Annotated in this window: 19 protein-coding genes and 3 pseudogenes; 14 read left to right on the top strand and 8 right to left on the bottom strand. The window is 50.2% G+C overall.

The window, feature by feature from the left end; genetic code table 11:
- Positions 1–443 precede the first annotated feature (443 nt).
- The 10 genes and pseudogenes from HYG81_RS39310 to mptA all read left to right on the top strand — a co-directional run bounded on the left by HYG81_RS39310 (position 444) and on the right by mptA (position 9823).
- Positions 444–881, top strand: a complete 438-nt coding sequence (locus HYG81_RS39310) for an urease subunit beta (RefSeq protein WP_226777602.1) — start codon at positions 444–446, stop codon at positions 879–881.
- On the top strand, positions 878–2584 hold the full coding sequence (gene ureC, locus HYG81_RS39315; RefSeq protein ID WP_226777603.1) for an urease subunit alpha: 1707 nt from the start codon (positions 878–880) through the stop codon (positions 2582–2584). Before HYG81_RS39310 ends, ureC begins: the two co-directional genes overlap by 4 nt.
- Before the next feature lie 2 nt (positions 2585–2586).
- On the top strand, positions 2587–3003 hold the full coding sequence (locus HYG81_RS39320) for an urease subunit gamma (RefSeq protein ID WP_226777604.1): 417 nt from the start codon (positions 2587–2589) through the stop codon (positions 3001–3003).
- A complete protein-coding gene (ureG, locus tag HYG81_RS39325) occupies positions 3000–3623 on the top strand; it encodes an urease accessory protein UreG (RefSeq protein WP_226777605.1) in 624 nt (207 codons plus the stop codon). Before HYG81_RS39320 ends, ureG begins: the two co-directional genes overlap by 4 nt.
- Before the next feature lie 216 nt (positions 3624–3839).
- On the top strand, positions 3840–4529 hold the full coding sequence (locus HYG81_RS39330; protein WP_278002171.1) for an urease accessory protein UreD: 690 nt from the start codon (positions 3840–3842) through the stop codon (positions 4527–4529).
- Positions 4530–5268: 739 nt separating this feature from the next.
- Positions 5269–5955 carry an urease accessory protein UreF gene (locus HYG81_RS39335; RefSeq protein ID WP_226777607.1) on the top strand — a complete coding sequence of 229 codons (687 nt, stop codon included), beginning with the start codon at positions 5269–5271 and terminating at the stop codon, positions 5953–5955.
- 474 nt (positions 5956–6429) lie between these two features.
- Positions 6430–7860, top strand: a pseudogene (sufB, locus tag HYG81_RS39340) (Fe-S cluster assembly protein SufB).
- A 417-nt stretch (positions 7861–8277) separates the two neighbouring features.
- A pseudogene (locus HYG81_RS45860) lies at positions 8278–8403 on the top strand (IS200/IS605 family transposase); the annotation flags it as partial.
- A gap of 153 nt (positions 8404–8556) precedes the next feature.
- Positions 8557–8739: a DUF8106 domain-containing protein gene (locus HYG81_RS46105; protein ID WP_486641983.1), complete on the top strand. Its 183-nt coding sequence runs from the start codon at positions 8557–8559 to the stop codon at positions 8737–8739.
- A 139-nt stretch (positions 8740–8878) separates the two neighbouring features.
- On the top strand, positions 8879–9823 hold the full coding sequence (gene mptA / locus HYG81_RS39345; RefSeq protein ID WP_226777608.1) for a GTP cyclohydrolase MptA: 945 nt from the start codon (positions 8879–8881) through the stop codon (positions 9821–9823).
- Positions 9824–10586: 763 nt separating this feature from the next.
- Here the strand turns inward: mptA and HYG81_RS39355 are convergent.
- Positions 10587–11147 carry a TATA-box-binding protein gene (locus tag HYG81_RS39355; RefSeq protein WP_226777609.1) on the bottom strand — a complete coding sequence of 187 codons (561 nt, stop codon included), beginning with the start codon at positions 11145–11147 and terminating at the stop codon, positions 10587–10589.
- Between the two features lie 662 nt (positions 11148–11809).
- On the opposite strand from HYG81_RS39355, the gene HYG81_RS39360 reads away from it, so the two are divergent.
- Positions 11810–12766 (top strand): transcription initiation factor IIB, encoded by a 957-nt coding sequence (locus tag HYG81_RS39360; RefSeq protein WP_226777610.1) that lies wholly within the window; start codon positions 11810–11812, stop codon positions 12764–12766.
- Between the two features lie 140 nt (positions 12767–12906).
- Positions 12907–14337 carry a pyridoxal phosphate-dependent decarboxylase family protein gene (locus HYG81_RS39365; RefSeq protein ID WP_226777611.1) on the top strand — a complete coding sequence of 477 codons (1431 nt, stop codon included), beginning with the start codon at positions 12907–12909 and terminating at the stop codon, positions 14335–14337.
- Between the two features lie 37 nt (positions 14338–14374).
- On the opposite strand, the gene HYG81_RS39370 is transcribed toward HYG81_RS39365, so the two are convergent.
- Positions 14375–14596 (bottom strand): hypothetical protein, encoded by a 222-nt coding sequence (locus HYG81_RS39370; protein ID WP_226777612.1) that lies wholly within the window; start codon positions 14594–14596, stop codon positions 14375–14377.
- A 360-nt stretch (positions 14597–14956) separates the two neighbouring features.
- Here HYG81_RS39370 and HYG81_RS39375 point away from each other — a divergent pair.
- Positions 14957–15853, top strand: a pseudogene (locus tag HYG81_RS39375) (transcription initiation factor IIB); the annotation flags it as partial.
- Between the two features lie 56 nt (positions 15854–15909).
- Here the strand turns inward: HYG81_RS39375 and gdhB are convergent.
- Complete coding sequence (gene gdhB, locus HYG81_RS39380; protein ID WP_226777614.1) at positions 15910–17211, bottom strand: glutamate dehydrogenase GdhB; 1302 nt, start codon at positions 17209–17211, stop codon at positions 15910–15912.
- Between the two features lie 17 nt (positions 17212–17228).
- Positions 17229–17375, bottom strand: coding sequence for a rubrerythrin-like domain-containing protein (locus HYG81_RS39385; RefSeq protein ID WP_425607554.1), 147 nt, complete (start codon positions 17373–17375; stop codon positions 17229–17231).
- Positions 17376–17697: 322 nt separating this feature from the next.
- Between HYG81_RS39385 and HYG81_RS39390 the strand changes: the two genes are divergently transcribed.
- Positions 17698–18552, top strand: coding sequence for an MBL fold metallo-hydrolase (locus HYG81_RS39390; protein WP_226777615.1), 855 nt, complete (start codon positions 17698–17700; stop codon positions 18550–18552).
- A 58-nt stretch (positions 18553–18610) separates the two neighbouring features.
- Here the strand turns inward: HYG81_RS39390 and HYG81_RS39395 are convergent, their stop codons facing one another.
- The 4 genes from HYG81_RS39395 to fni form a co-directional block, all read right to left on the bottom strand.
- On the bottom strand, positions 18611–21043 hold the full coding sequence (locus HYG81_RS39395; RefSeq protein ID WP_226777616.1) for a heavy metal translocating P-type ATPase: 2433 nt from the start codon (positions 21041–21043) through the stop codon (positions 18611–18613).
- Positions 21044–21061: 18 nt separating this feature from the next.
- A complete protein-coding gene (locus tag HYG81_RS39400; RefSeq protein WP_226777617.1) occupies positions 21062–21853 on the bottom strand; it encodes a sulfite exporter TauE/SafE family protein in 792 nt (263 codons plus the stop codon).
- Between the two features lie 368 nt (positions 21854–22221).
- Positions 22222–22545 carry a quaternary ammonium compound efflux SMR transporter SugE gene (gene sugE / locus HYG81_RS39405; protein ID WP_226777618.1) on the bottom strand — a complete coding sequence of 108 codons (324 nt, stop codon included), beginning with the start codon at positions 22543–22545 and terminating at the stop codon, positions 22222–22224.
- Positions 22546–22635: 90 nt separating this feature from the next.
- Complete coding sequence (fni, locus tag HYG81_RS39410) at positions 22636–23715, bottom strand: type 2 isopentenyl-diphosphate Delta-isomerase (protein ID WP_226777619.1); 1080 nt, start codon at positions 23713–23715, stop codon at positions 22636–22638.
- Positions 23716–23906 lie beyond the last annotated feature (191 nt).

The raw sequence follows: 23906 nt of genomic DNA on the forward strand, positions 1-23906 counted from the left end.
TCGTCTCGAACAGCGGCTCGGAAATCGACTGAGTAACTGTCTGTTTTGGTTCAGGCTTGTACCTTGGTGCTGGAATACGACACCAATCTCTGTGAGTTGTGCGATTGTTCGGGTGTCGACACTGGCAACTTGCTACCGCACAATCTAACTATTCCGTCATCGGTTTCCTCGAGTGTGACTATATTCTCCTTGACGACTCAGAGATGTTATCGGCCAATATATGTCGGGAGGCGTGGACTCCGAGTTCAGGATGGCTCGTTCCTTAACTACCTTGGTACTATAACTCATCTATTTCGATCATGTCTCTAATAAATTATTTTTGATTAACTGGATCAGACCATCTCCACCAGCTTTTTATCCATACTTGCCTTTGTATTCGGTGTACAGTCCATGAGACGAGTGCTTTCACCACAGGCGTTTGAATTGCTTTGTGAGGTACATGAATGACTAATGATACTGTTGTTCCTGGTGAGATACTTCCTGGTGACGAACCGGTGACAATTAATGACGGTCGCGAGGCTGTAACTGTGACCGTCGCAAATACCGGTGATCGACCGATCCAGGTAGGATCACATTTTCACTTCTTCGAAGTAAACCGCGCTCTTGAATTCGACCGGTCCGCTGCATTTGGCAAACGGCTAGATATCTTGGCGGGTACGGCGATTCGGTTCGAACCTGGGGAACGTGCTGAGGTAGATCTCATCGACATTGCTGGAAAGCGCCGTGTCCAAGGGATGAACAACCTAGTTAACGGAAGTGTCGATAACGACCCTGAGACAGCACTTATTGAGGCACGCCAGGCCGGCTTTCGCTTCGCTGACGACGCTGAATCGCCTGTGATGGATGAAACCAGTGAGACATCGGAGGAGGAGGAAACATGAGTCGAGATATTGATCGCGAGGCGTATGCTAATCAGTACGGTCCGACGAAAGGCGACCGAGTCCGGTTGGCGGATACAGAGCTACTGGCTGAAGTTGAAGCGGACCTTCGCACCCCCGGTGAGGAAGTTGTCTTCGGCGGCGGCAAAACGCTGCGCGACGGGATGGGAATGGCTCCGGGAGTTACACGGGACGAAGGGGCTCTCGACTGGGTGATAACGAACGCCACGATACTCGACCCGGTAATTGGAATCGTCGCTGCCGACATTGGAATTCGCGATGGGCGGATCGCCGGTATCGGAAAGGCTGGAAATCCGGACACGATGGATGATGTCGATATGGTTGTCGGTGCTTCAACAGATGTCTACTCTGGTGAGGGGAAGATCGCCACAGCTGGGGCATTAGACCTTCACGTTCACTTTGCTTCCACGGAGCTCCACGATCACGCGCTTGCATCAGGGATTACGACACTAATCGGAGGTGGCTACGGTGGTGGTGCGGCCAGTACTACTGCTGGACCTTGGAACGTCAAGCGGTTTCTGCAGGCTGCCGATGACTGGCCAGTGAACATTGGCTTATACGGGAAAGGAAGCTCCTCGCGGCCAGCTAGCCTTCGTGAGCAGGTCGAAGCTGGCATTTGTGGGTTCAAGATCCACGAAGACTGGGGTGCAACACCAGCGACTATTGACACCTGTCTCTCTGTTGCAGAGGACGCGGACCTGCAGGTTGCTCTGCACGCTGACACACTGAACGAGGCAGGTTTTGTCGAAAACACCTTTGCGGCGATCGACGGTCGTACGATGCACTTGTTCCACGTCGAGGGCGCTGGTGGTGGACATGCTCCCGATATCATGGAACTAATTAGTGAGGCCAATTTGCCTCCCTCTTCGACGAATCCCACAATGCCCTATACGGAGAACACGTTCGAAGAGCACCTCGATATGGCGATGGTTGCACACCATCTTGACCCAGATATCCCCGAGGACGTCTCCTTCGCCGAATCACGGATTCGAGCAGAGACCATTGCTGCCGAAGACGTCCTGCACGATGAGGGTGCCATCTCAATGATGACTACCGACGCGCTAGCGATGGGACGGATGGCAGAACTTGTCCCTCGAACTTGGCAGACTGCAGATAAGATGAAGCAGCAGCGTGGACCACTTCCTGAAGACGAAGGATCTGGGGCTGACAACTTCCGCATCAAACGGTACTTAGCGAAGTATACAGTCAATCCTGCAATCGTGGCGGGTGTCAACAAACACGTTGGGACACTCGAACCTGGGAAGCTAGCAGACATTGTGCTGTGGGACCCTGCCTTCTTCGGGATCAAGCCCAGCATGACATTCAAAGGTGGATTCCCTACCTATTCGGAGATGGGTGAGGCGAACGGGTCCGTGATAACGTGTGAGCCGATAATGCAACGACCGCGAGCTGGTTCCGTGGGGAAGGCTAAACATGCTGGTTCAGTGTCGTTCGTTAGCCAAGCTGCGGTCAAAGCTGACATTGGCGAGAAATACGGCCTAGACACCCCGGTCGTTCCCGTCGAGGGCACGCGAACGGTCAGCAAGGACGATATGCACTACAATAGCTACTGTCCCGACGACATTGAGGTTGACCCTGAGACGTTCGCAGTACGGATCGATGGCGAGCACATCACCTGTGAACCGAGCTCCGAACTCAGTCTTGCACAGCAATACCTGATCTGAACATGAACCTTACACCTAAAGAACGCGAACGATTAACAATCTTCGTAGCCGCAGAGATCGCACGGCGCCGGAAGGACCGTGGTGTCCCGCTGAATCATCCCGAGACCATTGCGTACATCAGCGACTGGTGTAACGAGCGTGCCCGGGAGGGACAGAACGTAGAAGAGATCCGGACACAAGCCACGCAGCTACTCTCTTATGAGGACGTGAGAGATGGTGTTCCAGGAATGATTTCCACCATCCAGGTCGAACCGATCTTCCCCGATGGAACGAAGCTGGTGACCGTTCATGACCCCATCAGAGCTGACACAAAGTCAGACGAAAACGATGCAGATGGAAGCAAGCGTGATGAGGCTGATGAGGTCACAGAGAGTGACGAACCAACTGAAACCCAGTCAGATGGAGGTGACGATACATGAGTCTGGGTCACCGCGATATTCCGACAATTGGCATTGGTGGTCCCGTTGGTTCGGGAAAGACGACACTGCTGAGCCAGATTGTCCCACGTCTTCGGACAAATGGTTTAGATGTCGGCGTAATTGCCAATGATATCCTCACCCAGGAAGACGCGGATGCACTCCGTGAGCGGTTCTCCGATGTCGTTCCCGAGGACTTGGTCGCAGGTGTCGAAACCGGTGCCTGCCCACACACGGGTATTCGAGAGGATCCATCGATGAATCTCCAACAGATCGATGCTTTCCTCGACGACAATCCCGATCTTGACCTCGTGCTAATCGAAAGTGGCGGGGACAACCTTGCGGCGACCTTCAATCCTGAACTTGCAGACTACTCGCTGTATGTGATTTCGGTTGCAGAGGGGGACGACATCCCGCGGAAGCGCGGACCAGGTGTCGTAGACTGTGACCTTCTTGTGATCAATAAAACAGACCTTGCACCCCACGTCGGCGCGGATCTTGACGTGATGGAGCGAGATTCCCGCTCAGTGCGCGACGGGCCATTCGTATTCACGGACTGTAAGAGCGAAGACGGGATAGACGAGGTGTTAGAGCACATCAAGTCAGGAGTGCTGTTCGCGTAGATGGCCTCCGATAGTCCACATCCCAGCTTCGATAACTACGCCGCCGAGTCGGTTCCACAGGCCTCTGTGGGCTCTCCAAGTAAGGACGGGCGGCTAGACCTAACCTTCGCAGTTGGTGCCGACGGACAAACCCATCTTACTCGTGACCGGACACGTGCTCCGTTTCACGTTTCAGGGACGCTCGCGACTGACCCTCACCCCGACGCAACTACTGTCATGGTGCAAACTTCAAGCGGTGGAGTTGTACAGGGCGACCGTCACGATATCACAATTACGGTTAATGAGGACGCCATTGCTACGGTAACAACCGGAAGCGCAACAAACGTATTCTCGATGGAGTGCAACTACGGTGCTTCCGAGCGTTCGTTGTCAGTCCAGAATGGGGGCCACCTGGCGTTCGTGCCTGCACCGACTATCCTGCATTCGAATGCCCGGTACTGCGAGACGTCGACACTAACACTGGAGCGGAACGCGACAGCGGTTATAGGTGAAATCGTAGTTCCGGGACGGTTAGCTCGTGGCGAACGATTTGACTTCGATCGATATTTGAACCGGCTTCGGGTCCATGGTCCCAACGGACTCCTGTTCGAGGACACTACAGACCTCCAGCCTAACACGGAGAGTCGGGATCCCACGGCAGCGGGTGTCCTAGGCGAATTTGACACGTACGGAACGTTGTACATAGTCTCACCGAATTGTGATGCTGGATTGAGCGACCAGATCTACGAGCGAATTACCGATGGTCCGGCACGGGCCGGGGCCACAGCGCTTCCCAATGAAGCCGGAATAGTAGTCCGTGCGCTCGCAAACCGTACCAACGCTGTAACCAAGACGCTCCGGACTGCATGGGACGTAGTCCGCAAGGAGATGCTCGGCGTATCAGCGCCTGACAGAGGGGTATGGTGATGCTCGTCGCAGACACCTATTTCGGATCCTTGACCGACAGCGAGGTTAGTGACCGCGTTGACGCTGCCGACCCACTCCGCGTTGTGCTAGATGACACTGACCGCCGGCGCTCACATGTGCGGACGACTACTGTTGATGGTACCGATATAGGAATCATCGTCGGCCGTAAACTTCGAGATAAGGATGTACTCGTCACGAGGGATAGAGGTAGTGACGACAAGCATTTTGTTGTAGTTGAACTTGATGGCATTCCCGCAGTCGCGCTCTCGTTTGACGACGTCAACCATGATGCACTCCCATTGGCAGTTGAACTGGGACACGCTGTTGGCAATCGCCACCGCGACCTTGCGGTCACGAACAATCGTGTACTCATTCGGGCAGAACAAGATCTCAGCCGTCTAGAATCTCTACTCGAAGCGCATCTACCCAACGGAGCTACAGCCACGCGAACGACGGTTTCGCCCGCAGCTTTTGGTTCTGACGCCGGCCGTGCACACAATGGCTCATCCGATCACTCACATGGCTCATCCGATCACTCACATGGCTCATCCGATCACTCACATGGCTCATCCGATCACTCACATGGCTCATCCGATCACTCACATGCCTTATCCGACCATCATACGAACGAACCTGATAATGATCATACTGACAATTCTAATTCCCATCACCACTCAGAGAATGACCAGAAGAGCACTCAAGGTGAGGAGGGACACGACCAGCTGGGAGATAACGGTATATGACCGATAAGACGACCCTCACATCTTTCCGGCTAACCGATTCCTTCCTTCCGGTTGGAAGCTACACCACTTCATATGGGCTAGAGCAGTTCATCCAAACAAACGAGATCTCCGATACAAACGAGCTCAAAGCGATTCTTGAAACCTATCTTCGACGTCTGTTAGGCCCGGGTGAACTGGTGGTGCTCCGAGTCGCCCATACGGCAGCAAGCAACGGTGATCTCGATGGAGTATGTGAAGCTGACCGTCGACTAGCCGCGATAACACTAGCTGCAGAATTCCGCGAGAGTGCAACTCGTACTGGTAACAGGTTGCTTTCGCTAGAGACTGACCTGAGGGACGACAAACTGCTTGATGCGTATGTCGACCGCGTCCCCAATGACGCACCTGGAATGTACCCGACCGTGGTAGGAGCAGTTACGGGTCGTCTAGGTGTACCAATCAACGAAGCGTGCCTCCTTCACTGCCACAGCTTTATTACTGGACTACTCGGTGCCGCACAGCGACTTCTTTCTCTTGGCCACACCGATGCCCAGCGAATTCTTAACACATTACAGCCGACAATGGTCTCAGCTGTTGCAGACAGTGCTGACCGCTCACTTGACGAACTAACGCCGTTTGCCCCATTAGTTGACTTGGCAACTGCAGATCACGAACACGCCGAACGTCGTCTGTTCATGAGCTAGCCACTGGTCTTTATCTATGAACTTTGCAACTTTTAGAGTTTTTACTGCTATTATGCTTGAATAGAAAGGTAAGATACTTGCTACGCGTCTGACAGTGTTTAAGCGTGATTCCAGACATCAGATATCTTGTCATCACAAAAGGCCGGAGGTCTTTAAACCAAGACAAAAGTTGTATCCTCAATTGTGGCTGAATGCCGATCAGTATGTGTGGTACACTCCAAACCGCCCGTGAAGGAAAGCCACTCGCTGAAACGGTTACGAAGAACCTTGATAGTATCGACGTACTCGCGGATAATGCAGGCATCTCGAGTTGTCGACATTCAGCAAGATGAATCTGGATGAACGATATCATAACATTCATTATATCCACCTATAGAACATTTATTCAGGTAATATAACTTTAATTCTTAATAAATATGGAACCAACTAGGAGAAGTATAATATTACTATGGGCGAAAGTTGTATCTGTAGAAGATGGGTTCCGAGCAAAACCACCTCAAGGAGACTAATACCGAAGCCCGTTTCGAGTTCAAAAAGGAACAGCAGGCTGCGGTAAAATCGGATGAAGGCCTGACTGAAGAAATCATTCGTATGATCTCAATAGACAAATCCGAACCTGGTTGGATGCTAGAGAGACGCCTACGGTCATTTAGACAATATCAGAATATGCCGATGCCGACAGACTGGCCGGACCAACCTCATCTTTCTCAGGTTGATGTAGATGACATCATTCCATATATCCGTCCTGACGTTGACAAGCGCGAAGGTGTCGATAGTTGGGATGAACTCCCAGACGATATTAAGAATACCTTCGAGAAACTCGGAATTCCGGAGGCTGAGCGTAGGCGCTTTCGGGCGTCGGTGCCCAGTATGAATCCGAAATTGTCTACCAGAACATGCAGGAGCAGTGGGAGGAGAAGGGCGTCATCTTCATGAACATGGACCGCGCGGTCCAAGAGCACCCCGAACTCGTCAAAGAACACTTTATGACGACCTGTATCCCCCCGAGCGACAATAAATTCGCTGCGCTCCACGGAGCCGTCTGGTCCGGCGGGTCGTTCGTTTACGTCCCCGAGGATGTCACTGTCGAAATGCCTATCCAAGCGTACTTTCGCATGAACTCCGCAGGGATGGGGAAGTTCGAGCACACGCTCATCATCGCCGAGGAAGGGGCGGAAGTCCACTACATCGAGGGCTGTTCCGCACCCAAGTACGGCGCCCACAACCTCCACTCAGGCTGCGTTGAGGTTTTCGTCGGCGAGAGCGCCCACGTTCAGTACTCGACTGTCCAGAACTGGTCGAAGAATACGTTCAACCTGAATACCAAGCGCTCCATCTGCGAGAAAAACGGCACGATGGAGTGGATCTCGGGCAGCATGGGATCGAAAGTGACCATGCTCTACCCGTGTACGATTCTCAAGGGTCGCGGTTCGACCGACACCCACATCACCATCGCTCTGGCGGGTGAGGGCCAGGACATCGACACCGGCGCGAAGGTCTACCACAACGCGCCCGAGACGAGTTCGTCCATCGAGTCCAAGTCGATCGCCAAGGACGGCGGCCGCACCAACTACCGCGGGCTCGTCCACATCGCCGACGGTGCCGAGAACTCCTCGACCGCCGTCGAGTGCGACGCGCTGATGTTCGACAACGATTCCACCTCGGACACCATGCCGTACATGGAGATTAAGGAGTCGAAGGTCGACGTCGCTCACGAGGCGACTGTCGGCAAGATCGGCGACAAGGACATCTTCTACCTCCAGAGTCGGCGGTCTGGACGACGACGACGCCAAGAAGATGATCGTCGCCGGCTTCATCGAGCCGATCACGGAGGAACTGCCGATCGAGTACGCGGTCGAACTCAACCGCCTCATCGAACTCGAGATGGAGGGGAGCCTCGGCTAATCGGTAATACACATATATTTAGCAGGCACTGTAGACACACAGCGCGAGTTTCCCATCCTATCGTGAGCGGAGTGAAACGTATCACTCTTCTATATGTTTCATCATTCTATGGATCATTCAATTATCCTTAGTAGTGCATTCGTCGTTCCTACACAGTAATCTCGACTCATAAGAGTACAGAATATCTGAATATAGATGTCTATTTGTGAGGGTGGTTAGCCTTTAACCGAGCTTTCATTACACTCGTACGAGTGTAATTATTGCATCGGGCCCGAATATAGCAATGTACGGGTCTATCATAAATGGATTATTAAGTAGCGATTGGTTTGCAAGCCTACATTCGTTAAGTAATCTATATCTCTGATGCAGGCATACAAATCTCTGATTTATGCTTCCGGAATACTGGCCCTGGGTTTCAACGTGGTTGAAGATGATGTTCGAGAATTGCTCAAGAGTCTACCGACCACTTTGGGCACGATATTCTCGCGTTAGAGATTATAGACGACCGTACACTTATTCGTTCAGAGCGACTCAGCGCACAATCTTACGAAAACGGAGCACGCGCCGAAATGACGCGCTTCATCTCCGCCCATGATGGGGCGAGAATTCGCGCTGGCTTTCGCTTAGACTTGATATCCTGATTAACAGGGTACATTCAACACTGTTATCGGTAATCAAATCGTACTTCTGTTTACAATGGATTCCGAATTTAAGTCCAGTCGTGGCTTACCAAGAAAAGCGACGCTATATTGCTTTGAATGCGGGCATAAGAGTCTAATTTCTGGTGATTGGGAGGTGAAGACGATCGGCACTTGTGATATCTACCGCTGCCCAGAGTGCACTATAACAATCGCCGTTCGTCCGGCTACAGATGTCTAAAATAATAATAGCAAGGAGAGACAGTGTTATTGTACAGGATGAGAAAAACCTATCTTACTTAAATTAGAATTTATCCCCTCTTTATAGAACTAACATCGTTTTCGAAAGCTCTAATTGGCTGCTGTTGTTTGTAATGATAATGAGTCACCAACTACCAGATATTCAGGCTGATAGTTCCAATATCACTGTAGGACTGAGCCAAGTCGGTGTCACAGAGGTTGAGAAACTCCTCAAAATCGCTCGCGAAGAGAAGCGTCCGATCGTCCTCACTGCCGAGTTCGAAGTCTTCGTTGACCTCCCGTCTTGGCGCAAGGGTGCGGATATGAGCCGCAACATGGAGGTCATCGACGAGATTCTCGAGGAGGCCACTCACGAAGAGGCCTACTGTGTCGAGGAGGTCTGTGGCGAGGTCGCCGAACGACTGCTTAAGAAACACGACTACACCTCCCATGCGGAGGTATCGATGAAAGCGGAGTTTATGCGCCGTGAGCAGACACCCGCCAGCGATCGCGAAACTCAACACACCGTCGACATTATTGCCTCCGCAACGGCGACCGAGGAAGGAACCTGCGAGGAGATTGGTGCCGAAGTTGTCGGAATGACCGTCTGTCCGTGTTCGCAGGGGATGTCGACCGCTCGCGCGAAGCAGACCCTTGAAGACTTGGGCGTCGACAGAGGGACAATCACGGACTTTCTTGACGAAGTGCCCCAGCCTGGCCACTCTCAGCGTGGGCACGCGACGCTGACGGTTGAGGCCACCGGCAATCCGAATGTCGATCTCAATGATATCATCGATATCGCGCGAGACTCGATGAGCGCGCGGATCTATAACCTCGCGAAGCGCCCCGATGAGGACCACATGACTCACGAGGCCCACGCAGATGCGAAGTTCGTTGAGGACTGCGTGCGCTCGATGGCTGAGGACGTCGTCGACGAGTTCGACCACCTACCGGACGACACAGTAATTTCGATGAAGCAATCGAATGACGAGTCGATTCACCAGCATAACGCTCACGCCGAACGTGTCACCGAAATAGGTGTACTTCGTGAAGAAATCACCACTAAAACTCCGTTCAAACGCTAAATTAGCGGATTCTATCTCGTAGGACCGGAGACAAAGCTTGACTTTGATGTGCTGCTCTTGGATAATCGATTATAGTGTTATCAGGATTCGAACTCGAGGATAGTTTGAAAGTTTCGCCGCGAGTTTGCGCTGAACGCGTTGGTGAAGTTGAATCGCTCTGAGGTAGGGCGTGAGCTTGTCTTTGGAGATGTCTCGTCGGGGTAAGTGCCACCGTCGCGCCAGCGACGCATGGCTCTCGCAGATGTTGAGGTTCATCTCACTATCGGTGTATTCGCCCTCGTTGTGAACGAACGATTGACGATCGAGCGCGTTATCCTTGTCCAGCGGATCGTAGGTTCGAAAGGCCCCTTTTGGCGGTGGGCCAACAGGAGTCGAATCGTCGCTTCCCCAGCAGCTTTCGCCAGAGGCGCGTAGCTTGCCTGTTACCGCAGTCAGTGATGGCAAACAATAGCGACTTATCCTCAGCTTCTATTCCATAATCGCGCGTGAATTGGACCGCGAATAAGACCGAAAGTCGCGTTCGTGGTCCTTCTTTCCGATCAGGACGTAGAGCTCATTAGTCTCTGCGGCCCATCGGGTGAAGGCTGAGGTACTTGGAAGAAACATCAAGTTCAATGCCCTTCATGCATCAAGAGTCAGTAGGATTCTCGTAGAGTTTTCATCGTATTCAGAAAGTCGCGGAGTGGACAAGGTATTATATAAACCCATTGGCTAAAAATCAATATAGTTACTGGTTGCAGCCAGTTTTGATCGAAAAAACGTACTACTCGAGTAATCCAATTTCTTCGAGACGAGTCATAATAACCTCAATTGCCTCTCTAGAATGAGATCGCTCTTTCCCACCAGTGATAACTAACTTCCCCGATCCAAAGAGAAGGGAAGCGACATCTGGTTCGTCAAGTCGGAATACTAACCCAGGAAACTGTTCTGGCTCATACTCAATGTTTTCAAGACCAAGACCGATTGCAATTGCGTTCAGGTTGAGATTTTGACCGAGATCAGCGCAGCTAACGATGTTCTGAATGATGATATCTGGATCTTCCTCAACTGGAATCTGGAGTTCACGGAGTTTCTCAAAGACAATCGAGAGGCTTTTCCTGACATCGCCAGTGCTTTCTGCGCCGGTACAGACGATCTTCCCAGACCGGAAGAGTAGTGCGGCTGCTTTAGGGTTCTGTGTGCGGTAGACGAGTCCTGGGAACCGTTCAGGATCGTAGTCAGCTCCTTGTAAATCTGCTGCGACGTTCTCCAGGTCAAGTTCTTGTCCGATTCCTGTTGATGCTACTACATTTTCGATAGTGATAGATTCCTTTGGATTGGACATTCGCTGTTTAAAACGATGTGTCTAATCACTATAAATCTCGTGATACTATATGTGCCTATGCTGGCAGCGCTGTCTAGTGATTCACCGCAACTTTTGAAGAGTCCGACGATACTCGACCACCGACATCAATCATCAGTCCCCTTAAAGTTGAGAATTTTCCGTGAGAAGTAGTGTAGACCAATCGACCAAACGTAAGCGTCTGTCTAAACCGCTCAACGGGTACACGCAGAACACTCAGAACATGGACAGCACTAAAGCGTTCTTACGATCAGAACCTTGTTGTCATATTGGACAAGATTTCAAATACGTAGCCGTTGACGATGAGAGATTCTCTTGAGAACGTATTTCATCACGCCATAAAATGTTGAAATATGCTATAAATTGCCACGAGACGCAATTCATCTGAACTGTTGGGAGTATATGTTTGCTACTAGACTGCGACGCACAGAAATCTGAGGGAAACTTTCCGAAATACGGACGACGATTTTAGTAGTATTTATGGAGTCAATGGAGATCAACCATCTTTTCTGGGATTAATTATATATTTACTAATATATAATACAAAGAAAATACTAATATTATTCCTTTTCGTATTCTTAACAAAGTAGCACCCCTTATCGAGATTGAAACTTTATATTCTTGGACTTCGTACCGAAATGGTAATGGTTTGGTCTGTTCGTCTCAGTGACGACGAGTACGAGACAGAGAAAGCTGAGGATAGTAAAACTAAATTCACCTGCTCAGAGTGCGGATCAAGTACCATAGTACAGCATTCTAAACAAGGAGAGCGAATTTGCGAAGACTGTGGCCTCGTTATCCAAGAATCGATGATTGACTCGGGTCCAGAGTGGCGTGCTTTCAACTATCAAGAGAGGCAGGAAAAAGCGCGTGTCGGTGCACCAATCACCCAGACAATACATGACAAGGGTCTTACTACTAAAATCGATTGGAAAGACAAAGATGCCCATGGTCGTTCGATTTCCTCGAGGAAGCGTTCGCAGATGAATCGGTTGCGGAAATGGCAGAAACGAATCCGTACAAAGGATGCCGGGGAACGAAACCTTCAATTCGCACTTAGCGAAATCGACCGTATGGCAAGTTCACTTGGGATCCCTCAGAACGTTCGTGAGGTTACAAGTGTGATTTACCGGCGAGCATTACAGGAAGACCTTCTTCGTGGTCGATCAATCGAAGGTGTTTCCACAGCTGCATTGTATGCTGGTTGTCGACAAGAAGATATTCCACGCTCACTAGAGGAGGTTTCAGACGTTTCACGTGTCGAGCGAGTAGAGGTGAGTCGTACCTACCGATATATCTCAAATGAGCTTGGTCTTGAACTACTACCAATTGATCCAAAACAGTATGTGCCCCGTTTCACCTCAAAGCTTGGTCTCTCACAAGAAATAGAGGCAAAGGCGAAAGAGATTATCGATAAGACTGCTGACCCCTTACTCTCTGGAAGAGGGCCGTCAGGCTTCGCTGCTGCCGCGATTTATGCTGCCACCTTGCTGTGCAACGAGAAACGGACACAGCAAGAAGTCGCAGATGCTGCTCAAGTTACTGAAGTCACCATCCGTAATCGATATCAGGAACAAATCGAGATGCTAGGTCTTCGTTAGCTGGGCCCCGGTGGAAAAATACGTTTACTGTTATCACTATCGTTAGATAGAGATAAGGATGACATACGAATGATTCTCTACGCTTCTGCTCATGGGCTATTAGCAGGTTTTATACCGAACTCAGCCGTTATCTAAATCATATGGATTCCTCTGACAATGAGTTAGAGCTCTCTCCTGAGAAACGGCACCAAATGGTAGAAGAAGCAACTAAACGTATCTGGGACCATTTAGAGAACCTTCAAGATCAACCTGCCGCTGATACCGAGAATGGTGCTGAATTAGCGAAACAGATGCAGGAGCCACTACCTGAGGAACCAACCTCCTTTGAGGAACTATTAGATCTCCTCTTCGGAGATGCTATCCCCTGTTCGGTGAATACTGCACACCCCGGTTACCTCGCTTACATTCCCGGCGGTGGGCTATTCCACTCTGCAGTTGCAGACTTAATCTCAAATTCGGTGAATAGGTACGTAGGCGCTTGGCTTACTGCACCTGCACTGGCTCGCATTGAAGCGAACGTCATAGAGTGGTTCTGTGAGATCGTTGACTACCCAGAAGAGGCATTTGGACTACTCACGACCGGCGGCTCAATGGCTAATCTCGTTGCAACAATTACGGCTCGCCGTGAGAACCTGTCGGAGGCGTTCCTTGATGGCGTCATCTACACAAGCGATCAGTCTCATCATTCTGTAGCGAAAGCTGCAGTATTAGCTGGATTCCCCGCTGAAAATGTTCGGTCAGTCCCGACTAACAATGAATATCAGATTAGAGTAGACCGCCTCGAAGAGATGATTGAAGAAGACCGAATTGGTGGAAAACGTCCATTCCTTGTGGTCGGCAGCGCAGGGACAACCAATACAGGTGCAGTTGATAATCTTGACGCGCTTGCTGACCTTTGTGATCAGGAGGAGATGTGGCTTCACGCTGACGGCGCCTATGGCGGCTTCTTCACTCTTACCGATAAAGGTCGTCAGCAACTATCCGGTATCGAGCGATGTGATTCAATCACTCTAGACCCTCATAAAGGACTGTTCCTCCCGTACGGTACTGGAGCGTTATTAGTTCGAAATGGACAGGCACTAGCTCGCACTCATGCAACGGATGCAGAGTATATTCCAGACTGGGATCCGGACTCCGAATTCGTAGACTTTAGTCACCTCAGTCCAGAATTGAGTCGTGATTTCCGGGGATTACGCGTCTGGCTACCAGTAAAGATGCACGGCATCAAACCGTTTCGGGCGAACCTTGAGGAAAAGCTCGCACTCGCGCGTGTGGCTACAACAGAGATTAAAGATATTGATCACGTTCGCGTAGTGGCCGAGCCACAACTCTCTACACTCGCGTTCCGTATTGAGCCGCCGGGTATAGAAGGAACGGCACTCAATGAACTCAATCAGGAACTACTCACAGCAATCAATCGTCGAGGGAGGGTCCATTTGTCAGGTACGACACTGAATGACCGGTTCACAATCCGTATTAGCGTGCTCTCTTTCCGGACTCACAAAGAACACATTATCCATTGTATAGAGGATCTGAAGGAGAGCACCAAAGAACTCCTGGATAAGAGATGACCTGAAGTGACCTCACAATCTAAGATGAGGGTAGCTATCAAACGTCTTCCTCCTCGAGAAGCTGCACGCTTATCGATATGAAGTAAACAAACATAAACAGGAAGAAGCCTCCACTGAGCGGGATTAAAGTCGTTCCACTAATCCGAATAGAACCCGTGATTGCTATCGTAATAATACCTATGATGTAAATAGCAATGATGAACACACCGACCGCATAGTAAAATCGGATATCGGACTCAAAATACTCTTCTAGAGCCATGATATCTTCTTGAAATCACGGTACCAAAAAGCTGCGGGTTCTCATAGGAATAATGTGTTTCTATACACAATATCCATAGTTGGTCTTTTAAAGAGGAAGAGAGATGGATCCCTGTGAATCGCCTCACGGTTACGGCTCAAGATACTCTTTTAATCTCTATAGAAATATGATTAGTTCCCAGAGAGTGGGAATCCACCCGTCATACATAGGGCTCCTCAACCAACTAATGATAGGGAACGCCACTCACAGAGGGTGCGAAGGGACCCTAGTGTTCACTGAACCATGACTGAAATGACCATCAATACATCCGATAAACAGCAGACTCAGGAAAAAAACCACGAGACTGTGTCGACTCGGCAGCTTTCAGTATGCCCGGAGTGTTCAGGACGGATTCGATATGATGAAGAACACGGAGAACGTACATGTACGGATTGTGGGTTAGTAGTCAACGACGCTGAAATCGACTATGGTCCTGAGTGGCGGTCCTTCGATGGCGAGGGCAACAGACAAAGTCGGGTTGGGGCTCCAATTACGGAACGAAGACACGATAAAGGCCTCAGTACGACGATTGGCTGGCAGAACAAAGATATACACGGAAATACGGTGTCAGTCCGAAAGCGTAAGCAGTTACATCGACTTCGGACATGGAATGAACGGTTCTCTTCAAAGGATTCTCAAGAACGGAACCTGAAACAAGCTTTCGGCGAACTCGAGCGTATGGCATCAGCGCTTGGATTACCAGATCCGTGCCGTGAAACTGCCGCAGTGATATACCGGAGGGCTGTCGACGAAAGTCTCCTCCCTGGTCGATCAATTGAAGCGATGACAACTGCATGTCTCTATGCAGCAGCGCGAAAACACGGTATGCCGCGGATGCTTACCACGTTCGAAGCAGTCAGTCGTGTTGAAAAGCTCCCCATTCAGCGAGCATACCGCTACCTCTCAAGTGAACTCGGTCTGAAGATCGAACCTACTGATCCTATTCAGTACCTCCATCAGTTTGCATCAGAATTAGAGGTAAGTGATGAAGCTGAGCATGTCGCACGAGACATACTCGAGGCAGCAAAGGACGAAGGGATACACATTGGAAAAACCCCTGCCGGCCTTGCAGCTTCAGCACTCTATGCGGCAGCACGTCTGACAAACGAACATATAACTCAAAAGACGGTAGATGAGACAGTAGGGGTGAGCGAGTTTACGATCCGGAATCGGTACCAAGAACTTCTAGACGCATATGACATGCATAGCCATCCATAACAGACTACTCTCGGTTCCTGAAATCCGAATAATCGAGAACTACCCGGGGGAGCTGGTTAGGGCCAAAGTCCGCGTGCTTCGTGGGCGTGGCCGATTCGATCGAGCGCAACGATATACGTTGCGTCGCGCCATGTCACATTACGTTGATCCACTTCATCCTTCACTGCGTTCCACGCTGCTATCATCTCTGTTTCGAGCTCGTTATTGACTCGCTCCAGTGACCATGATCGGCGATTGATATCCTGCAACCATTCAAAGTAACTCACTGTGACGCCGCCCGCATTAGCTAAAATGTCGGGAATAACAGGAATCTCCCGTTCTGTGAGGATCGTATCGGCCATACTTGTTGTCGGCCCATTAGCCCCTTCGACTATGAGTGTTGCCTGCACATCATCAGCATTCGCTTCGGTGAGTACATTTCCGACTGCAGCGGGAATCAGCACATCCACATCAAGCTGGAACAGTTCGTCATTACTGATGATGTTATCAGCATGGGTATTCGCGTATTCCATAACGGCTTCTGGTTCCTCATCGTGCGATGGAATCTCGTGTACCGGGATTCCGCTTCGATCATATGCGGCGCCATTCACGTCACTAATTGCGACGATTGTTGCTCCCCATTCATCTAACAGTCGGGCAGCATTCGCACCAACGCTACCAAACCCTTGTACGGCAACAGTTGTCTCCTCAAGTGGTTGGTCATAATAGTTGCACGCTTCACGGGTGATAATTGCAACACTCCGGCCAGGGGCCTCCTCACGCCCTTCACTACCCCCGATGACGGGAGGCTTCCCCGTTACAACGCCAGGGCAGGTTTCGCCTTGTTGCATGCTGTAAGCATCCATCAGCCAGGCCATAGTCTGGGAATCTGTCCCCATATCTGGAGCAGGAATATCTTTATGAGGACCGATCGTATTACGGATCTCCTCGGTAAACCGGCGAGTAAGCCGTTCAGTTTCTGCGTCACTCAGTTCTTTTGGATTGACGACGATACCGCCCTTGGCCCCACCAAATGGGAGATCCATTACAGCACACTTCCATGTCATCCACATACTCAGCCCAATACATTCTTCTCGGGTAACATCTGGATGATAGCGCAACCCACCTTTGAATGGTCCACGAACACTATCGTGCTGTACCCGATAGCCAGTATACACCGCAAGTGCCCCATTATCCCGTTCAACCGGAATGTTAACCTCGTGAACGTGAGCAGGATGTTTGAGTCGTTCAACGACGTTTGGGTCGAGTGAAAGATGTTCTGCAGCGTGATTGAGTTGGCGAATTGCGGTCTTTTGAGCGGATTCATCGCTCTGTTCTTCGATGTCCACTTCGTTTGTCACTGTAGGGTTAGAAGTCATAGATTTTAGCTTACGGATTACTCGAGGGCATTTGCTCTATTCTGTATGTCTCCACCACATTCTGGGCAATTACCAGGATACGACTTGGCTTTTATAATCTCACCACAAATTAAGCACTCATATGTGGCTTCACTCTTCGTCTTGTTCATTCCATCGAACATCATCAGAGTCTATGCTGCCCATATTTATAATATTTATTCTATTATGTTGTATTATCACCCTTATATAATTGCCTGGGAACGGGCTGTCTACTGGACATACCATATTGATAACCAGCAAGTGTAACCTTTATAATTTATCTCGTAGTCAAAGTTGCGTGTATGCTCGACGTAGTACTCCATACGGGCGCAGAGCATCCTAATATAGTTTGGATAGTTGTTCCCACTCTCATGTCATTCCTTGCTGGCATTGGGATCGGAATGCAGAGCGGCCGCCTACGTGAGTGGCTCCAGAAAGAAGATACGGAGGCAACCAACTAATACAAAGATGACTCAGGCCCTTGAACTACCAGCGTCAGATACTGAAGACATCGATCTCGAGAGTGGATCGATTTTCTTTATTGGAACTGCGACAGTGATTATCCGTTATGCCGGATTCACGATTCTCACTGATCCAAACTTCCTGCATAGCGGTGACCATGTTCATCTTGGGTATGGGATAACCTCTGAACGCAAGACCGATCCAGCCATCGAAATTGAGGAGTTGCCGTCGGATATCGATTTCGTACTGCTTTCTCACTATCATGGTGATCATTTCGATCGTATTGTTGAGGAAAAACTCGATCAAACCCTGCCAATCGTGACGACAGAACACGCAGCTGACAAACTGGCGGATAAAGGATTCCACCAAACGTATCCCATGGATACATGGGAGGAGATAATCATCCGGAAAGGGCCTCTAGAGCTCAATATCACGTCATTGCCTGGCAGACATGGCCCCCCTGTTGTTGAAAAGGGCTTACCGCCCGTTATGGGTAGTATGTTAGAGTTCAAATCGACACAGGAAAACACCCTTCTCCAGTTGTATATTACAGGGGATACGGTGATGTACGATGAATTAGAGAAGATTCCTGCAGAGTACCCAGATATCGATCTAGCACTCCTCCATTTAGGTGGGACGAAGATACTCGGTGTACTCCTAACGATGGACGCTAAACAGGGTGTTGAAGCCGTGGAATTGTTTGATGCGGATACTTCGATTCCGATTCATTACAACGACTACGAAGTATTCCGCTCGCCACTCTCGGATTTCAAGGAAACAATCACAGAAGCTGGGCTCGAGGACCAAGTCGCATACCTCGACCATGGGGATACCTATAAATTTACACTGCCTAAGAATTGACGAGCGTAATCACCCAGAAGAGAACGTTCGTAAAATCGCTACTGGGAGGGTGAAAGCTTCAGTCGTCCTCTGGTAGCAATGGTCGAGTTGAATTCGCAACAACTAGCAAGCTACTTGCACCCATCGCAAGTGCGGCAAAAAGCGGATTTAGAATGCCTAGTACGGCCAGCGGGATTGCAATGGCGTTGTAGCAAAATGCCCACCCAATATTCCCTTTCACGCGTCGGTTTGTCGCCTGGGCGAGATTGAAGATAGTTTCGACAGATGAGAGATCGTCGTCGACGAGAGCGACGTCCGCAGCATCAGCGGCCATCGCGGTACCGCCACCGAGCGCGATACCGAGATCAGCTGCGGCTAACGCCGGCGCGTCATTAGTACCATCACCGATCATCACTGTTCGTCCAGTTCTGTTAAATTGTTCGACAGTCGCTGCTTTTCCTTCAGGGGGAACACCTGCAAACACTTCGTCAACAGCACGATACTCACGAAAGCTCTCCGCCGCTCGTGCATCGTCTCCGGTGAGGACAATGATCTCCCGTTCGTTATCCGAAATTGCGGTCAACGTCTCATCCCAGTTCGCTCGTAGTTCATCACCAACGACGATAACGCCCTTAGCAGTTCCGTCGCGACCGACAGCGACTGGAACCCGGCCCGTTTCGCGGCTGTCGGCAATATACTCGGCGACATCTGCGGGAACATCCCAGCCGTGGTCACGGAAGAGATTAGGGTGACCGACGAGAATCTTGTCTCCGTCTACGACACCCGTAACGCCGGTCCGGTGACTGTCAAAGGATTCGACGCGGTCGTCTGCCGAACTGGTGTTCGAGGCGGATTCGGCTGTGCCGCCGTCAGAGACCGTCCGTTCGGCAGCAATTGCTTCCCCAACTGGATGTGACGACCTCTCCTCGAGGAGCGCAGCCTTTTCGAATAAGTCCGCCTTCAGGTCGGTGTTGGCGACAATCATCTCGCCCGTCGTCAATGTGCCTGTCTTGTCGAAAATGACAGTGTCTGCGTCACGGATTCGCTCGAACACGCTATCGTCGAAGACGACAATTGAGCGCTCTAGCGCGTCACGGATCCCCGCGGCAACTGCGAGCGGTGTCGCCAATCCGAGCGCACAGGGACAGGAAACGATTAACACCGTGAGGCCGACAAGAAGGGCAGAGACTCCGTTACCGAGCAGGAGATACACACCTGTGACAATAACTGCGAGGACTAGAACAACCGGCACGAAAATCGTCGCCAGTTTGTCCGCAAGTTTCTGAATACCATGAGAGCCACTCTGGAGGTCCCAGACGAGTTCGGTGATCCGGTCGAGGCTGTTCGTTGCGTTCTCTCCGACACGGACGGTCATCGCACCATTGGTCACCATTGAGCCGCCGACTACGGTATCGCCATTAGTTTTCTGTACAGGAAGGGACTCGCCAGTAACAATTGCTTCGTCGACAGCCGCGTCGCTATTGATAACTTCGCCATCTACGGGAATTCGTTCTCCAGGCCGAACAAGCACACGGTCACTAACCTCGAGGTCATCAACTGTGACATCTTCATATTCACCGTCCTCACAAATTCGACGGGCCTCATCGACTTGGATGGAAGTTAGATCAGAGAGGCGTTCAGTCGCCTGTTGCTTGATTGTTGACTCATAATAATTTCCTGCCGTAACAATAACGATGATTGCAACTGTCACATCGTAATAGATGTGTTCACCGCCAAATACGATTGAGAGAGTACTGTAGACGTACGCGCTCACAGCTGCAATCGCGATGAGCAGATCCATATTCGGAGAACGTGTCCGAATGCTAACATATGCCCCCTGCAGGATCGGCTTCCCCGTTATAGCCAGAATGATTGTCGTGAGCGCCGCGATAACGACATAAAATGGTGTGGCAACGGAACTCGCGAGAGCTGTTTCGAAGAACTCTGCGGTACGATCATCGTAAAATAGCCCACCAAAATATGTCGGATAAATAATAACGAGGTACTGTAGCATCACCGACATACCCATAAGGACGCCGACAGCAACTCGCCCCATTTCCCAATCATTTGCCCTCCGGCGACTGAATGCATCGTCGCGGGAGTATGCGCTATAGCCAAGTCCACTTATCTCATCTTGAAGATCTACTTCTGAGACAACATTTGGATCATGATCGATTCGAACTGTATCGGTGATATAACTTGATCTCGCATCGCTAACACCCTCAACTGCGGTTGCAGCTGACTCGATGAACGCCTCACAGGTTGCACAATGCATCCCGTCGACTTCCAGAAACGTTGTTTCATGATCTTGCGGGATTTCCCGACTAGACTGTGATTCATCTCGGGTACGACGAACATCTTCTGGCTCGATATCGTCAACGTCGTCGAGTGCGTTGTAGACATCGCGACAACCGAGACAGCAAAATGGGTTCCCATCATCGACAATATCGCTCCCTTCTACTGGGAGGTCGCAGAGTTTGCAGCCGGTTTCGGTCGTACTATTGTTGGTCATTTTAGTCTGTTATGAGTTCTAGCTGATATTCACACTTGCTATCTCAAATCCGTCGTAGAACGGTAATCCAGGGTGTGGCAGGTGGACACCTAGGCTCATCAATCCGTGGGCAAGCAGGATATATCCGAGGATGACGAATGCAACTCCAAGGAGTCGATGTACTCGTTGGCGGTGAACCACGTCGACGGCGTCGATGACAGTTCCATACGCGAAGACAGCAGGAATTGTGCCGAGTCCAAGTGCGCCAAGTGCAAGTGCGCCGCCGGCAGGTGAGCCAATTGTAAACGCGTACAGAAATGCGGGATAGAGGATTGGGCATGGTAACAGTCCATGAACTGCACCGAGCCCGATGATCCCCGGGCTGTTCGCAAGACGATCAACGCGTGTCGCAAGCCAGCCAGATATGCGCTCAAGTCCCGGCAAGTGAATACCACCGGTTGTTCTGCCCAGTAGATAATATATTCCAATGATCATGACGAAACCACCGATGATGAGACCGACACCGCCGCGGACGAACTCAACAGTAGACGAGAGCGAGGCGGTCGTTACGAATAACGTACTGCCGAGTGCGCCGAACACTGCACCAAGAAGAGTGTAACTCGCCGTTCGTCCGATATTGAACAGTGCATGTTGACGCACTTCATAGGTTGTAAGATGGCTTTCCCGATCGGTGTTTGATGTGCCGTCATCCATCTGACTTGCATAAATGGTGACGAGTGGACCACACATTCCGATACAGTGTGCTCCAGCGAGGATACCGATCGTGAGAAACAACAGCACGTCAATGCCAAGGAGTGTGAATGGATCCATATGTATATGATTAGTGAGTGGTACTGGTCAAACTATCTGCTCCAAGTGGTAATAGATTTCGCCTCAGTACCATCATATCTTTCTCGCCGAGTATTCCAGAATTGTGTTTCAGTGAGTACTACGGTCATTATTGTTTCTTTCCTTTCATTTGTAGTAATATTACGTACACTTGAAGAAGAAACCGTTGTTTAGTGACTGGAGTCACACCGAATACTTAGTTGCTATATTATTCGTAGTTCTGGTACGACAGTCGAAAATCACTCACAGTTCCTGGCTGTTAAGAAGTGAATTTGATATAGAAAAGGATACAGACAATCTAAACTACTATAACGAGAGTACAGACATTCACTCCGAAATGCTGTAACTGATTAATGACCTGCCGACGTGATGTTGAGACCAACGATGCCAATAACAATTACACCAATGAATAAAATTCGGAAGAAACTAACTGGTTCGTCAAATAAGATCATCCCCAATAAGGCTGTTCCCACAGCCCCGATACCCGTCCAGACAGCATAAGCTGTCCCGATAGGGAGTTCTTTGACAGCTTGTGCCAGTAGGATCATACTGATGAGAAGTGCGATAATAGTTCCAAACGTGGGGATTGGTTTCGAGAATCCATCGGAGTATTCGAGCCCGATTGCCCATCCAATCTCGAACAATGCTGCAATTATCAGAATATACCACGCCATCACAATTCCTATCTGCTTCCTTGGTCAGGTATAGTTTCCGTTCTCCTCCGAATCAAAAGCAGACGGATTGTGTTCTCGGTTAACTCTCCATCAGCGGTTCTGGCGCTGCTGAATATACTCATGAGTGTCCCCGAGCAAGATATACTCCGTTTCCTGGAGTTCATCGATAGTCCCCGAGCCAGTGACAAACATCGCTGTCTGGAGTTCAGCAGTCAGGTCTTCAATCAACTTAACAACAGCCGCTGTCCCCTCTACTGCTGGCTCTAAGAACGGCTTAGCGAGACCTCCTGCTTGTGCACCCAGTGCGATTGCTTTGGCAACATCCAAGCCAGTACGAACTCCACCGCTTGCGATCACACAACTGTGTTCCTGAGTACACTCTATTGTACTAGCGGCAGTCGGAATTCCCCAATCCCGGAACAGAGTCCCAACACGTTCTTGTCGAGGTGCATTATCTGCTGCTGCACGATAAGCTTCGATACCTGACCATGTCGTACCACCTTTGCCGGCGACATCAATCGCATCAATTTCGATCGTGGCAAATTTCTGGGCGGTTTTTGCAGAGATTCCGTTTCCAGTCTCCTTTACGATCACCGGTACAGAGAGTTCATCAACTACTTGCTCAATTGCTGTTAAACAATTTCGTGAATTGACATCGCCCTCCGGTTGGATAGCTTCTTGGAGGAAGTTCAGGTGGACTGCTAGTGCATCGGCATCTATCATTTCGACGGCTCGTTCTATCTTTTCGAGATCGTATTCTCGGAGTTGTGCTGCCCCGAGGTTTCCGTAGAGGAATGCATCGGGCGCAACTTCGCGAACAACTGTATAAGATTCTAAAACATCTTTATCGTCGATCTCTAGCCCTGCCCGTTGACTTCCAACACCCATAGCGATCCCAGTTTCGCCGGCAGCAGCAGCCAAAGATCGGTTGATATCTGTAGTGTTCGGATGGCCACCAGTCATACTTTCGATGACGATTGGTACCGCGAGCTCATGGTCCAAAAATTCCACTGAGGTATCAATCGCATCGCGATGTAAATTCGGAAGAGCCTCGTGGATAAGCTGTACATCTCCAAAACCCGTTCCAACAGTCTCAACATCTTTTTCGCGGATTATTCGGATATGATCGTCTTTTCGATCCTCTGTCTCCGATGGCTTTGTCTCCGACATTGAATTGGTCTGTGGTCGTAAACTGCAAAAGGATATCGATAGTGGGAGTCAATATAGTTGACAAAGAACAGTTTGGAAATATTCCGATAGTAGTGATTTAAGATGTTAACTTTTAGATTTGGACTCTTCGTTGACTTCCTCAGGCAATATCCTTATCTCGATCATGCGCTCAACTTTAGCGTTGTGATGGT

This window comes from Natrinema zhouii (assembly GCF_013456555.2).
In the GTDB taxonomy this organism is placed as follows: Archaea; Halobacteriota; Halobacteria; order Halobacteriales; family Natrialbaceae; genus Natrinema; species Natrinema zhouii.